We start from the raw sequence: 15,500 nt of genomic DNA, 5'->3' as shown, positions 1-15,500 counted from the left end.
TGTCTCGCAAAGCAACAAAGGAAACCAAGTGCGCAAAGTTTATATACTGCTTCTTTAAACAACTACTTTGCGTACTTAATTTCCTTTGCCCTTCTGCGCGATATTTATTTGATCTGTAAAAGATCTGTTACGCTTATTTTGAAGGCCGCTGCATACCGTTGCAGCATTACAGGGCTCAATTTCCGGAACACGGCCGGTTTCATGTGCCTTTTTACCTGCCATTGGAATTTACCTACATAGCTAGCCAGCAAGGGCAAGTCCATCAGGTGTTTTTCCATGTAGTAGGCAACCGGGCTGATTTCTCCGGCTTCTACCCGGGCACGGGTGGCTTTCACTTTTTCATTCACTGCTTCCCAGGCTTGTCCGAGTGCAATATTTTCCGGCTCCCAGCCAGCGCTCTGCACCTGTACATAGTTGCCGGAGTTATCCACCGCATACATAATTTGCTTGAACGTACCTTCATGCAGGTTATCGCTATCCTGCGGCACTTCTTCTTTTTTCATGACAGCAGTTTTTAATAGTTACAGCTTATACCACTGTAATATGTGCATAAGCATATGAAAAACGTGCGCTTTCCGGTACCATCAACACTACTTTCTGACCTTTCTTGAAGCGGCCGCTATTCATCAGCTCTTCCAGCATCAGGTAAGGAGAGGCAGTACCTACGTTACCCACATTAGCCAGGTTCGTAAACCATTTATCCAATGGGATAGGGGCACCTATACGGGAAAGCTCCTCCTCGATCTTTAACCGGAAAAATTCGGACGACAAATGAGGCAAGAAGAAATCTACTTCATCCAGGTTAATGTTGTGGCGCTCTACCAGCTGTTTCCACATCTGCGCTCCAGAAGGAACAATATTTTTACCGAGTAAACGGGTATCTTGTTTAAATGAAAATACACTGTGCTGCGCCCATTCATCTGGTGTCATATCCACCCATCCGGTTGTGCTGCCATCGGATTGTTTAATAGCGCCCGCATACATACAGGTTTCCAGCTCGTTGGCGTAAGACAGGATCTCTACCCAATCTACCCGCAACGACAGGCCTTCTTCATTGGGCTTATCCTGGAATAAAGCAGCGCTGGCGCCATCGGATAGCATCCAACGAAGAAAATCCTTTTCAAAAGCGATGATAGGGTTTTCGTCCAGGCTTTTCAGGTTCTCTGCTTCTGGCTGGAACTTTTGCGCCAGCATCCAGGCAGAGAATTTTTCGGAACCAGTGCTCACCGCATTGGAAGTATTACCACAACGGATAGACATCCACGCATATTTAAACGCCTGCATGCCGGCTGCGCAAGCGCCAGTAGCAGCAATCAGTTCTACCGGCTGGCATTTCAGCAAACCATGTACCATAGCGGCATGATTAGGCAACAGTTGATCTGGCGAAGTAGTACCACAGGCCAGTAACTGCAGATGGCTGATAGGATACTGCTCATCAAATAACTGTTGCACAGCTGCGGCAGTCATCTCTGCATTGGAATGGGTAGATTTTCCTTCCTGATCTAAAGAATAATAACGTGTTTTGATTTTGTTGTTACCCAGGATCTTTAAACGTGCACGGGAAGCCTTTCCATCAACCATACCGAGAATGCTTTCCATTTCATCATTTTCAACAGGCTTGTTGGGTAAAAATTTAGACAGCCTGGTAATATAAACTTCCTTCATTTGAAATATCCATCTTTTAAGGCTACATGTAAAACCTGGTTGAAACTACCCTTGTCTCTTCAGTCAGCCCACAGTAAAACATAATTTATATAGATGTGTAAATATAGAACTCTAAACGCAAATACAACTATCGCGCCATCTGTTTAGAATTACCTGGTGGATCATGCGTTGGAACGCAGGGCAATACCCTTATAATAGTCCACTTCCTGCTGCAACTGCTTTTTTTTCAGGTTTAATTGTATCAGAGAAGTTACCAGGGAGATAGGCGACAACACAAAAATGCCTACCAGCAATAATCCCCTGTACATGGTTACACGTCCCTGCCTGGAAGCGGCGCCCGGACCTCCTTTGGCGCTGATAAACTTCGCCCAGAAACGGAATGCCTTGATCCCCTTGCTTTCCAGTATTACTAAGTTAGGTAGCAATTCTACAGATTCCAGGGAAAGCAGTTGCGGGTGCAATTCTTCCCACTGTTGCTTCGCCAATGCGTTTGCTATAGGGCCGGCAAAACGGCTGGCAGTCAGTATTTCCTTTTCCTGTACACCGGCGGGTGGTAAAAAGCGGGTCGCTTCTTTCTTCCCCTTGAAAGCCCAACGTAAAACAGTGATCAGGGAAACCAGGTTGGGTGACTTATCCACCAACACAATATTACCCGCTAGGGAAGCCCCGGCCTGATGCAAATAGCTTTTTACCTTTTCCTGTGCATTCAACCACATATTTCTGCTACCCAGGAGCGTAACCACCTGTTTACCTTTTAACAACTGCTTCGCCGCGTTACTTTGCAGGAAGGCCGCTGTTGGCTGGGAAGGCGATAGGAACCAGGGCTGATAAGCCAGGATCACCAGGTCGAAATGTGCGTTTACGTCCACTTTTAACGGTTCAATATCCCTCGGAGTGGCCTGAACCGTTTCCGGCATAGTATCATAAAACTGCTGCTTTCCCCATGGAAAGGGGAAAGGCGTTACAGGCACGAGCTGCTCGAACGTAATATCTGCTTTGTTTTCAAGTGGTGCCAACACATGATCAATAATCCTTTTTAATTGCCCGGTTTGTGTATAATATACAACCAGGACTTTCGGTCTTTCGTTCATAAAAGGAATAGGAGTTCAACAATTCATTCGAATATTCAACCATTTAAACCGCCATTTCAACGATTTAAGTTGTAAACATACAAAAAAACGATCATCATTCATGTGATTTAATGATAATTTGACGCGGACCTTAACAGGAAAAAGAACATGAAGCATACAGGAGAAAAACAGGGGTATGTGGGTACTAACGCCAGCGGCTATTGGCTCGCCTTGTGCCCCAGCCAGGTACAGCATTCACCAGCGTGATTATTGTAAATGCTGTACCTGGACTCAAGGACTTGATATTTTTTAAACCATTCCTATAACTGAAAAGCGATAGGAAATATGATAATCGAAATGTTAAAAATTTGTAAATATTGACGTTTACATTTTTTGTATAGTACCGGAGCCAGCCACTGAAGAAGACACCTGTGGCGTGCCTTTATAATTTACATTACCAGAACCAGCAATTTTTGCATCTAATTTCATACTGGCATATACATTGGCATCGCCGCTACCTGCAATTTTTACATTGGCATTTTCAGCCAATAGTTCATCACCTTTGAAATTACCACTACCAGCAATAAACAGGTTGATATCCTTGGTTTCACCTTTCAGCTTCATATCTCCGGAACCAGCTATAGAGGCCTTTACCGTTGGCGCATTGATTTCACCAGTGAGGTTGCCGGAACCGGCAAGGCTGAATTTTACAGCGGCCGTTGAATTGAATTTATCCTGGATTTTAAGATCACCTGAACCGGATAAACTCGCTTCATCCAGCTCCGGTGTGGTAAGATATATATTCATATTGTTATGGGTGCTTACGGCATAAGCACGTTTTAGCCGCACCACCAAACGGCCATCTTCTTCTTTTAATTCAATGAGCGGGATAATATTTTCATCGGCCTCAATCACCGCAGCCTTGGCCGCCCCCTGGGAAAGATATACATTCATACTGCCTTCTACCTTTAGCTGATGGAAAGCGGCTACCTGACGCTCTTCTTTTTTGAGGTTACCATTACCCTTTACCCGGTTTCGACCAACCGTATCGCAGGAGTGACAGAAAAAAATGCTAAAAATGGCCACAGTAGCCAGACATAGGAAAGATTTTGTTGATTTCATGGGTCTTGATTATTATAGGAAGATACGGCAGATTTCTTAAAATGTAATTTCAAAATCTGAAATTGGCAGAAGGGCTTTATCTTTGCACCACCATGACAGAAAAGATACTCATCCTCGATTTCGGTTCCCAGTATACACAGCTGATTGCACGCAGCATCCGTGAACTGAATGTTTATTGCGAAATTAAACCTTGTCTTCAGCCCATTGCCTGGGATGAAACGATCAAAGGAGTTATTTTATCCGGCAGTCCTTTCTCCGTAAATGATGAAAAGGCGCCCAATATCGACATTGCTGCCATTGCCGCCAAAGTGCCTGTACTCGGCATTTGCTACGGTGCGCAACTGATGGCCAAAAACTTTGGCGGTGAAGTTGCCAAGAGCAACATCCGCGAATACGGCCGCGCCTTTATGGAGCACACCGACAAAGAAGAAAAATTATTATACGATATCTCTCCCAAAAGCCAGGTGTGGATGAGCCATTCCGATACCATCAAACGTATCCCGGAAAATTTTGAAATCATCGCCACTACGGAAAATATCCCGGTAGCTGCTTTCAAAAGCACTACTGCTACCGTTCACCCGATATTCGGTTTACAGTTCCACCCGGAAGTAACCCACTCCCTGGAAGGAAAACAGATCCTCCGCAACTTCCTGCTCCATATCTGCCAATGCACACAAGACTGGACACCAGCCGCTTTTGTACATGAAACCATAGAAAAGATCAAAGCACAAGTAGGCGACAAAAGAGTAGTAATGGCATTGAGCGGTGGAGTAGATTCTACCGTAGCAGCAGAACTGGTACACAAAGCCATCGGCAAAAACCTGTTCTGTATCTTCGTAGACAATGGCCTGCTGAGAAAAGACGAGTTCGATACCGTACTGGAATCTTACAAACATATGGGCCTTAACGTAAAAGGGGTGAATGCCAAAGACCTTTTCTACGGACAGCTGGAAGGCGTTTCCGATCCGGAGCAAAAGCGCAAGATCATTGGCCGCCTCTTTATCGAAGTATTTCAGCAGGAAGCCGCCCACCTTACCGATATATCTTTCCTGGGACAGGGTACCATTTATCCCGATGTCATTGAATCCGTTTCCGTAAACGGCCCTTCAGTAACGATTAAATCCCACCACAACGTAGGTGGATTGCCCGAAAAAATGAATATGCAGCTGGTAGAGCCCCTGCGCTTCCTCTTCAAAGATGAAGTACGCCGCGTAGGCCGCGAAATTGGCATCAGCGATATTTTCCTAGCCCGCCATCCTTTCCCTGGCCCGGGACTGGCTATACGTATCCTCGGCGCTATTACTCCTGAAAAAGTACATATGTTGCAGGAAGCGGATGCTATTTATATAGAAGGACTGAAAGAATCCGGCCTTTACGACCAAGTTTGGCAGGCAGGCACTATCCTGTTACCTGTACAAAGCGTAGGCGTAATGGGAGATGAACGTACTTACGAATTTACCGTAGCCTTAAGGGCGGTAACTTCCGTAGATGGTATGACTGCAGACTGGGCACACCTGCCTTACGAATTCCTGGCTAAAATGTCTAACGACATTATCAACCGGGTAAAAGGCATCAACCGCGTAGTGTACGACATCAGCTCCAAACCACCCGCTACCATCGAGTGGGAATAAAACAGCATACATCACTAACAGATAGTTATTACGGAGTTGTGGATAGATAGCGGAAGTCGTCTACCTGCAACTCCGTAATGCTTTATTTCATATCCCCGGAATGATTTTTGTAAATTAGCGCCAATTATGAATTATCTAGTCTCTATAACAAAACTGTTCACCGGATTGGCCCTGTTGGCGCTGATCAGCTCCTGTTCCTCTACCAGAAAGAGTTCCGGCAAAGTAGACGGGCCTCCTCCATCACTGAGTAAACCCGTGGCTGCCCCTAAAACGGAAGAGAAGAAAGTAGCCGCCAAAGCACCCTTTAATGTGCCGGCGTTTGGCAAAGAAGTAAAAAAAGCTACTTACAATATCGCTTTCTTTACTCCTTTATACCTGGATTCAGTTTTTGCCACTACTACAGATATCCCTGGCCGTAATATGCCAAAATATGTATTGCCCGGTCTTGAATTCTACGAAGGCGCCCAACTGGCGCTCGACAGCTTGCAACAGCAAGGCTACCAATTAAAAGTAACCGTGTACGACAGCAAGGCTAAACAAAGCATCACCTCCCTGATCCGCAGCAAAGCATTGGATGGCACAGATCTGATCATCGGCGCTATCAGCAATCCCGAGCTAAAAGAACTGAGCGACTTTGCAAAAGAAAAGGAGATCAACCTTGTTTCCGGTACCTTCCCTAACGATGCCGGCATTAACGACAACCCTTTCCTTTATATCGCCAACAGCACACTTAAAGCCCACTGTGAAGCCCTCCAGCATTACGTGCAAAACGCTTTCTCTAATAAAAACATTGTGCTGTTCCATAGGAATACTCCCTTCGAAATCAAGCTGGCAGGAGATTTCAAAGCTTCTTATGATAAACTGGAAAGCAATAAGAAATCCCGGATCAGGGAAGTGGTATGGAACGACGCCACCACCCCCGAAGAAATCTCCAAATACCTGCTGACAGACCGTACTAATGCCGTAATCATCACCGCACTCGATGAAGCCGGCGCCAAAACCCTGCTGCGTAAACTAAGCGTTTCCTCAACCACTTATCCCCTGCAGATATTTGGTATGCCTACCTGGGATCTGTTTAAACTGAAAGAGCCGGAGTTCAAAGACCTGCAGATCTATTACTCCTCTCCTTATTTCAACGATAAAACAGATGCCTACAGCAAATATATAAACGACTATTTCCGCCGGATTTACAAAGTACGCCCGTCTGACATGGCTTACAAAGGTTTTGACCTCACCTACTACTTCGTAAAATTACTGCATAACAACGGGGTATATTTTAACAGCAAGGTAGATGATGCCCAGAAAGTAATTACCAGTTACGATTTCCAGCCGGTATACTTGAAAGAAGATACATCCACTCCTTCCTACTTCGAAAATAAAAACATCTATATTATTCAAAAAGGTGACAGCGCAGATATCAAAATGAATAAATAAACGCTGTTAACCCTTTATAAAAGAAAGCGCCGCTGATCATGATCAGCGGCGCTTTCTTTTATAAACAAAATGCTCTCTTATTGCGGCAGTTCCGGCCTTCTCATTTTATAGGGTACGCCGGTAATGGCGTGCAGGAAGGCTACTACTGCTTTTTTCTCTTCCACTGTAAGATCCAGCTTTTGCATCAATGGATCTGTGCGGGGAAATAAAGTATCATTTTCTTGTCCAGGCTTAGGCTTCATCATCTGCATACCACTATTGTAAATATTAATTACGCCATCAATATTATCAAACAGGCCGTTATGCATCCAGGGGCGGGTAAGCATAACATCACGCAGCGAAGGGGTTCTGAACTTACCCACATCTGCAGCCCGCTTGGTAACATTATACCGGCCCAGGTCTTCGTAGGTACGCTGATAATAAGTAAGACCGATGTTATGGAACTGGTTATCAGTAAAATACTGGCCATTATGGCAATTCATACAGCGAGCCTTGGTACGGAATAGATGCAGACCCTGGATTTCCTCGTCTGTAAGCCTGTTATAGCCACCGCTTATAAACAGATCGAAACGGCTGGTACGGCTGAGGATCGCCCGCTCAAAAGTGGCGATAGCCGATGAGATCTTCTGCTGGTCTATTTTTCCATCACCAAAAGCCCGTTTAAATAACTCCTGGTATCCCTTGATCTTTTGCAATTTTGCCGGCAGCGCAACAGGGTCCATGTTCATTTCATGATGCATCGCAATAGGATGCATAACCTGGTCTTCCAGTGAACTAACACGCCCGTCCCAGAAAAACCGGTTGCGTATCGCCACGTTCAATAACGACATCGTATTACGCGTGCCCTGCAGGTGATCATTCCCCAGTGATACGGTGCGGCCATCTCCCCATGCCAGATCCGGATCATGGCAACTGCTACATGAAATCTGGTTGGAACTGGATAAACGCGGATCAAAAAACAAGGTTTTACCCAGGATTACCGCAGGCTCTTGTAATAACCTGGGTATGCCAGTATCCGACGGCAGGGCGGCAAACTCCTGGTATTGCACACCGCTATCAATAAATGGCTTCGGCCACAGTGCTACCGGCCGGGCATACAATTGACGCAAGCTGTCGGCATATTGCTGCTTTTGCCCATTGTCTGTTTTTATGGTGAGCGCTGAGGTGATCATCACTACCAACAAAGAAAAAATAATAATCGCGGTCCTTTTCATTATGTATAACCCTTCGTTCTTTTCTAAATTTGTTCCCGCTTATGCCATTATCCGCGGTAATTGGGGCTGTTACTCCAGATAGCCCCCCTATATCAGTGTAAGATAAGATGCGGTGATCATCATCTATATGTACTGAGTTGGCACAGCAGCGGGCAAAGATAATCGTAATCCTGCACCTAGCCGGTCATTATTCTTAACATACTGGCATGCTTCCACTTTGATATTGGCCGTTGTAGTAAAACCACAAAATTACTGGCTTATCTTTCATCTTGTTTACGCAATAAGGAAATTCTCACAATATAAAACGTCAATAATATGTATAGGTACTGCAGCAACCACCCCGATCCCCGCTTTTTTACGTATATTCATGATGATGAACGTGTTACAGTTTACCGACAAAGGCATTTACTGCCCCAGGGGAGATTTTTATATAGATCCCTGGAAGCCTGTTAACAAGGCTGTGATCACCCATGCGCATTCCGACCATGCCCGTTGGGGCAATCAGCATTATTTATGTGAAAACGCCACTGTTCCCCTGCTACGGTTACGGTTAGGGGAAGATATTTCCGTACAGGGCGTAGCTTATGGCGAAACACTGTTCTTTAACGGTGTAAAGGTATCGCTGCATCCGGCCGGGCATATGATAGGATCTGCCCAGGTGCGGGTAGAACAAGATGGTGAGATATGGGTAGCCAGTGGCGACTATAAATTGGAAAACGATGGTTTGTCGGCCCCGTTTGAACCACTGCGCTGCCATACATTTATCACCGAATCTACCTTTGGCTTGCCGATCTATTACTGGGAGCCGCAACAAAAAATCTTTAGCAATATCTCCCAGTGGATATACGAAAACCAGCAAGCCGGTAAGGCCAGCGTGCTACTGGCTTACAGCCTGGGCAAAGCCCAAAGGTTACTGTACCATCTCCAGCATAGCGTAAACCGTTTCTTGGTGCATGGCGCTGTATCCATTGCCCATGAAGCACTTTTAAAAGAAGGATGGCCTTTACCCCCTGTAGAACGGATTACGCCCGAAACGCCCAAGGCCGACTTTAAGAATGCAGTGATCATCGCCCCACCCTCGGCTGAAGACGCCGCCTGGATGCGGCGTTTCCACCCTTTTGCACTAGGCATATGCAGCGGATGGATGCAAGTACGTGGCAATATGCGCCGCCGTAATGCTGATGCAGGCTTTGCCCTCTCAGACCATGCCGATTGGACCGGGCTCCTCAACGCTGTTGCTGCTACCGGTGCCTCCCAGGTCTACGTTACCCATGGTTTCAGCAGCGTGTTTGCACGATACCTCACAGAAAAAGGCATCGACGCCAAAGAAGTGACTACTGCTTACGGAGAAGATGAAATAATTACTAACGCAGCCTCTTAAATCATGCAACAATTTGCGCAACTGGTAAAGCTATTAGGTAACAGCACCAAAACCAATGAAAAACTGGAGGCGTTGAGCGATTACTTTGCCACTGCTCCCGACAAGGATAAAACCTGGGTGCTGGCACTATTCTCCGGCAGACGTCCCAAGCGCACGGTTAACGGCACCCAGCTGAAAAACTGGTGTCTGCAAGCTACTGGTTTATCAGATTGGCTATTTGAAGAATGCTACCATACTGTAGGCGACCTGGCAGAAGCCATTGCCCTGTTGCTGCCACCGCATACCGCTCCTGAAGCTGCCCCACTGCACTACTGGCTGGAACAACTACAACAATTGGAAAAGGCAGAAGAAAATGTAAAACAAGCTTTCATCCTTCATGCCTGGAATGCCCTCGACAGTGGGGAAAGGTTTGTATTCAACAAACTAATTACCGGCGGTTTCCGTATAGGCGTGTCTCAAAAAATGATGGTTAACGCCCTGGCCAAAACTTACCACATCGATCCAGCTACCCTCTCCCACATGATTAGCGGCAACTGGAACCCACATAATATTACTATAGAAGAACTGTTGCACCAGCATACCACCGGCGCCGATGCGTCACGCCCTTATCCTTTTTACCTGGCCTATGCCCTGGAAGGACCTCCCGCCTCGCTAGGAGCGGAAAAAGAATGGCAAGCCGAATGGAAGTGGGATGGCATCCGCGGACAGGTGATCAAACGCAACGGAAAACTATTCGTATGGTCTAGGGGAGAAGAACTGATCACAGAAAAATTTCCGGAGTTCCAACCTCTCCAAGCCGCATTGCCAAACGGCACCGTAATAGATGGCGAAATATTAACCTTTGCCAATGGCATGCCCCTGCCTTTCCAAACCCTGCAAACAAGGATAGGACGCAAAAACGTGACCCGCAAACAATTACAGGAAGCGCCAGTGATCTTCCTCTGCTACGACCTGCTGGAGTGGGAAGGCACAGATATCCGGGAAAAACCGCTGGCAGAACGCCGCTCCCTCCTGGAACAATTAGTGCAACACACCGCATTAACCGTATTACAGCTTTCACCCGAAATTATCTTCGATACCTGGAACCAGCTAACTCCCCTGCGAGCGCAATCGCGCGATAAGGGCAGCGAAGGCCTGATGCTGAAAAAAAGAAACGCCGCCTATCAGGTAGGCCGCAAACGGGGGGATTGGTGGAAATGGAAAATAGATCCTTTTACAATAGATGCCGTGATGATATACGCCCAAAAGGGGCATGGACGCCGGTCGAACCTCTATACAGATTATACCTTTGCAGTAAAGGATGGCGATAAACTGGTACCTTTTACCAAAGCCTATTCCGGTCTTACTGATAAAGAAATAGCTGAAGTGGATAACTGGGTAAAACGGCACTCACTGGAAAAATTTGGCCCCGTAAGAACCGTAGAACCGGTATTGGTATTTGAAATTGCTTTTGAAGGCATTGCCGCATCCAACCGGCATAAGTCCGGTGTAGCCCTGCGTTTTCCCCGTATTAACCGCTGGCGGAAAGACAAGCCCCCAGCAGAAATAAATACCCTCGAAGACCTCAGGGAATTGCTCCGGTTAAATGGAAGCAATACGGCAGATTAAAGCATCGTTACTATGGTAAGAGATACTATAACATATTATCAAAATATTTAGAACAAACCACTGATTTATTACAATAAGATAGATATTTGTTCCAAATAAATGATTAATGACCAGCAAAAAAGAACCTGCTACCACAGCTCCGCTTATATTGGATGAAAAAGATATGGGCATCCTGAAACTTTTACAGAAAGATGCTAAAATGACTATACGCGATATTGCCAGTCAACTGAATCTCAGTACCACACCGGTATATGAACGCATCCGCAAAATGGAGCAGGCAGGCGTCATCAAGCAATATGCAGCTATTGTAGATCCTGGCAAAATTAATAAAGGGCTTACAGTGTTATGTTATATTACCCTGAAAGAACATAACAAAAAATGCGGTAAAAAATTTATCCAGGAAATTATCAGCTTTACAGAAGTAACGGAATGCCTCAATATTTCGGGTGAATTTGATTTTATGATAAAAGTACAGGTAAAAGACATGGATGAATACCGGGAATTTTATGTGAATAAGCTGGGCGAGTTAGATAACCTGAGCCATACACAAAGTATATTTGTGATTTCAGTGATTAAAGCTACACACCAGGTAGTATTTTAGCCGCGCAGCACAGGGTCTACCAGGTCAAATCCTACATGGAAATCCAGATAGCCTGCCACCGCGATTCATAATCTATATACGGGCAATAAAACAAGGATCATTTTGTCAAATTATGCTTATTTTAACCCTATGAACCGCAAACATTTCTTGTCTGCTTTAGTGACCGCCGGCATGGGGTTACCTTCACTTAAAACCCTTGCCGGTACCGGATTACATAAGATCGCCCACAACCCTGGCCAGCTGGTTCCTCCCTATCTTCAACCCGGAGATGTAATCGGCATCACTTGCCCCGCCGGATATATAAAACGTGAAGATATACAACCAGCCATCCGGATCATGGAAAGCTGGGGATTTAAAGTCCGTATAGGTAAAACGGTTGGCGACCGTGATTATAGTTTTGGTGGTACTGATGCCGCACGATTGGCAGACCTCCAGGCCATGCTCAACAACGATGATATCCGGGCCATTATGTGCGGGCGCGGTGGATATGGCACAGCGCGCATCATAGATCAGCTGGATTTTTCACACTTCTCCCAAAAGCCTAAATGGATCATAGGGTTCAGCGATGCTACTGTATTGCATTGCCATATCAGCCGCCACTTTGGCATTGCTTCCCTTCATAGCAAAATGTGCAACAGCTTCCCCGACGATTTTAGCAAAGCAGAACCTATTGTACAAGACACCATCATATCTATTTACCAGGCGCTCACCGGCAAAAAAATGCAGTACAGTGCCGCACCGGATATCCATAACCGGAAAGGCAAAGCCAGCGGCGTGCTCACCGGCGGCAACCTCTCTATCATCCAAAGCATAGCTGCCACCGATTCGGAAATAGCCACAAATGGAAAGATCTTATTCCTCGAAGAAGTAGGGGAATACCTATACAGCCTAGACCGCATGTTAGACGCCCTGCAACGCTCACATAAACTAGATAACCTCGCCGGCCTTATCATTGGCGGCTTCAACAAAATAAAACCCGATGATCCCGGCGAAGAATTTGGCAGAACCATCTATGATATGGTGCTGGAGAAAGTAAAGCACTTCAAATACCCGGTATGCTTTAACTTCCCCGTAGGTCATCAAAAAAATAATTATGCCCTCAAATGTGGTATGATGCACACCTTGAACGTGGCAGACGATGCCGTAACCCTGCGGGAGTAACTCCAACCATCCTTTCCGGCATTCTATTACCTTATGATAAGGTATCATAACCATCTACAGGCAATCGTTACTGTACGGGCAGTGGGGAAATTTTTTACCTGCATGCTACAATTTGTCATTTTATCCTAATTTCACTTGTATGCAACAACGTTCGGGTGGATGGAAAGTGATTAATCAGTGGTTGGGCAGTAAAGCATTAAAGCCCTTCAAATTCCAGGAAGATGCCTGGAAAGCCTACCTGCAGGGAAAATCGGGCATTGTTAATGCGCCTACGGGTTTCGGGAAAACCTTCTCCCTTTTTCTGGGAGCAGTAATAGCCTGGATAGATGCCCATCCAGATGACTATACCCAAAAAACTAAAAACGGATTACAACTGCTATGGGTCACCCCGCTGAGGGCACTAGCCAAAGACCTTGGCAGGGCAATGGAAAGCGCACTTGCAGAGCTGAACATACCGTGGCAGGTAGCCATACGCAGTGGCGATACCTCCACCGCTGCACGTGCTGCACAGAAAAAGCAGATGCCGGAAGTGCTCATCATCACGCCGGAAAGCCTCCATATTTTGCTGGCGCAAAAAGAATATCCTAAAATATTTACCCATCTCCATACAGTGGTGGTAGATGAATGGCACGAGTTGATAGGCAGCAAACGCGGCGTGCTCGTAGAACTGGGCCTTAGCCGGCTCAGAGGCCTACGCCAAAATGCATTAAAAGTATGGGGTATTTCCGCTACTATCGGTAATCTCGACGAGGCCCTGGAAGTATTGCTGGGTCCCTATCACCAGAATGGTATCATCATCCGCGCCAGGCTGAAAAAAAATATCGCCCTTAAAAGCGTGATTCCCCATGAAATAGAAACCTATCCATGGGCAGGGCACCTGGGCATCCGGATGTTACCACAGGCATTGCCCATCATTGAAGAAAGCCAAACCACCCTGATCTTTACCAATACCCGCTCACAATCAGAAATATGGTATCAAAACCTGTTAAATGCAGACCCTATGCTAGCGGGCGCCCTGGCTTTACACCATGGCTCCATCGATATGGAACTGCGTATCTGGGTGGAAGAAGCCCTGCATAATGGCATTTTAAAAGCTGTAGTATGTACAGCTAGCCTCGACCTGGGCGTCGACTTCCGGCCGGTAGACAATGTAATCCAGGTAGGAAGTCCTAAAGGAGTGGCGCGCTTTCTGCAAAGGGCCGGCCGTAGCGGACACCAGCCCGGCGCTGTAAGCAAGATATTTTTCCTGCCTACGCATGCCCTGGAACTGGTAGAAGCCGCCGCCTTAAAAGCAGCCATGGAACAAAATCTCATTGAAAGCCGGATGCCTGTGCTCCTGGCTTACGACGTGTTGTTGCAATACCTCATGACGCTGGCAGTATCTGATGGGTTTTACGCTGCTGAAATATGGGAAGAAGTACGGCATACCTTCTGCTATCAGCATATTACAACGGAAGAATGGCAATGGCTGCTCGCCTTCCTCACTACCGGTGGCGATGCCCTGGCCAGCTATGATGAGTTCAAAAAAGTAGAGCGGGAAGGCGATTTCTATATTTGCCGCAGCCGCATGATGGCGATGCGCCACCGCCTGCACATCGGCACCATTGTAAGCGATGCTATGCTGAACGTTAAATTCATGGGTGGCGGCTATGTAGGCGTTATTGAAGAAGGCTTTATCTCCCGCCTCCAGCCTGGCGACACTTTTACATTAGCCGGCCATATCCTGGAATATGTGATGATCAAAGATATGACAGCACTGGTGCGTAAATCCAAGTCCAAAAAAGCGATTGTACCCAGCTACCAGGGAGGCCGTATCCCACTATCCTCCAACCTTGGACGCATGCTGCGTGAAAAATTCAATGAGGCGCTCTCCCGTAAAACCAAAGATCCAGAGCTAATCGCCCTGCAACCATTATTTAACCTCCAAGAAGAACTGTCGCACATCCCTAAAGATAATGAGCTGCTCATCGAAAAAATACAAACAGAAGATGGTTACCATCTCTTCGTATATCCCTTCGAAGGAAGGCTGGTACATGAAGTAATGGCAGCCCTTCTCGCCTATCGCATCAGCTGTATACAACCTATCACCTTCTCCATTGCTATGAACGACTACGGCTTCGAACTGCTGTCGGACCAACCGATTCCGCTGACACAGGAAAACGCCCAATCGTTGTTTACCACCAATAACCTGCTCACAGAACTGCAAACCAGTGTAAACGCTACCGAAATGGCCCGGCGCAAATTCCGGGACATCGCTGTTATTTCCGGCTTAATTTTCCAGGGCTACCCAGGCAAACATAAGGCTAACCGGCACTTGCAATCATCCGCCTCTCTGTTGTTCAACGTATTTAAAGATTATGATCAGGATAATCTGCTGCTGAAACAAGCTTTCAACGAAGCCTTCTTTTACCAGATGGAAGAAGCCCGTTTGCGTGAAACACTGGAACGTATTGCCGTAAGCCACATCGTCATTACTACACCCCAGAAATTAACGCCTTTCTGCTTTCCGATTAAAGTAGACAGCTTACGGGATACCATGACCAGTGAAAAGCTGGAAGACCGCATCAAAAAATTGATCACGGTAAACGACTAAGAAATCGATAATTTGCATCC

12 protein-coding genes are annotated in these 15,500 nt (G+C 46.4%); 7 read left to right on the top strand and 5 right to left on the bottom strand.

Features of this window, described 5'->3' with window-relative positions:
* Positions 1-104: 104 nt before the first annotated feature.
* The 4 genes from ACDQ55_RS12280 to ACDQ55_RS12265 all read right to left on the bottom strand — a co-directional run bounded on the left by ACDQ55_RS12280 (position 105) and on the right by ACDQ55_RS12265 (position 3,857).
* Positions 105-503 carry a hypothetical protein gene (locus tag ACDQ55_RS12280; RefSeq protein WP_420981691.1) on the bottom strand — a complete coding sequence of 133 codons (399 nt, stop codon included), beginning with the start codon at positions 501-503 and terminating at the stop codon, positions 105-107.
* 25 nt (positions 504-528) lie between these two features.
* Positions 529-1,665, bottom strand: a complete 1,137-nt coding sequence (locus tag ACDQ55_RS12275) for a beta-ketoacyl-ACP synthase III (protein WP_420981690.1) — start codon at positions 1,663-1,665, stop codon at positions 529-531.
* A 161-nt stretch (positions 1,666-1,826) separates the two neighbouring features.
* Positions 1,827-2,756, bottom strand: coding sequence for a hypothetical protein (locus ACDQ55_RS12270; RefSeq protein ID WP_420981689.1), 930 nt, complete (start codon positions 2,754-2,756; stop codon positions 1,827-1,829).
* 363 nt (positions 2,757-3,119) lie between these two features.
* Positions 3,120-3,857, bottom strand: a complete 738-nt coding sequence (locus ACDQ55_RS12265) for a head GIN domain-containing protein (RefSeq protein WP_420981688.1) — start codon at positions 3,855-3,857, stop codon at positions 3,120-3,122.
* Positions 3,858-3,949: 92 nt separating this feature from the next.
* Here ACDQ55_RS12265 and guaA point away from each other — a divergent pair, with 92 nt between their 5' ends.
* Complete coding sequence (gene guaA, locus ACDQ55_RS12260) at positions 3,950-5,488, top strand: glutamine-hydrolyzing GMP synthase (RefSeq protein WP_420981687.1); 1,539 nt, start codon at positions 3,950-3,952, stop codon at positions 5,486-5,488.
* Between the two features lie 126 nt (positions 5,489-5,614).
* Positions 5,615-6,922, top strand: a complete 1,308-nt coding sequence (locus tag ACDQ55_RS12255; protein WP_420981686.1) for an ABC transporter substrate-binding protein — start codon at positions 5,615-5,617, stop codon at positions 6,920-6,922.
* 77 nt (positions 6,923-6,999) lie between these two features.
* Here the strand turns inward: ACDQ55_RS12255 and ACDQ55_RS12250 are convergent, their stop codons facing one another.
* Positions 7,000-8,136, bottom strand: coding sequence for a cytochrome-c peroxidase (locus tag ACDQ55_RS12250; RefSeq protein WP_420981685.1), 1,137 nt, complete (start codon positions 8,134-8,136; stop codon positions 7,000-7,002).
* A gap of 367 nt (positions 8,137-8,503) precedes the next feature.
* Here ACDQ55_RS12250 and ACDQ55_RS12245 point away from each other — a divergent pair, with 367 nt between their 5' ends.
* The 5 genes from ACDQ55_RS12245 (at position 8,504) to ACDQ55_RS12225 (ending at position 15,480) form a co-directional block, all read left to right on the top strand.
* Positions 8,504-9,517, top strand: a complete 1,014-nt coding sequence (locus ACDQ55_RS12245) for a ligase-associated DNA damage response exonuclease (RefSeq protein ID WP_420981684.1) — start codon at positions 8,504-8,506, stop codon at positions 9,515-9,517.
* Positions 9,518-9,520: 3 nt separating this feature from the next.
* A complete protein-coding gene (locus ACDQ55_RS12240; RefSeq protein ID WP_420981683.1) occupies positions 9,521-11,125 on the top strand; it encodes an ATP-dependent DNA ligase in 1,605 nt (534 codons plus the stop codon).
* 106 nt (positions 11,126-11,231) lie between these two features.
* Positions 11,232-11,726: an Lrp/AsnC family transcriptional regulator gene (locus tag ACDQ55_RS12235; RefSeq protein ID WP_420981682.1), complete on the top strand. Its 495-nt coding sequence runs from the start codon at positions 11,232-11,234 to the stop codon at positions 11,724-11,726.
* Positions 11,727-11,855: 129 nt separating this feature from the next.
* Entirely contained in the window at positions 11,856-12,887 is a 1,032-nt protein-coding gene (locus ACDQ55_RS12230) for a S66 peptidase family protein (protein WP_420981681.1), read from the top strand.
* 139 nt (positions 12,888-13,026) lie between these two features.
* Positions 13,027-15,480 (top strand): ligase-associated DNA damage response DEXH box helicase, encoded by a 2,454-nt coding sequence (locus ACDQ55_RS12225; protein WP_420981680.1) that lies wholly within the window; start codon positions 13,027-13,029, stop codon positions 15,478-15,480.
* Positions 15,481-15,500: the final 20 nt, after the last annotated feature.

Origin of the sequence: Chitinophaga sp. 30R24, assembly GCF_049056765.1 — a bacterium.
Taxonomy (GTDB): Bacteria; Bacteroidota; Bacteroidia; order Chitinophagales; family Chitinophagaceae; genus Chitinophaga.
Note: the sequence above shows the minus strand (reverse complement) of the source record. Positions and strands in the feature narration are given on the sequence as shown.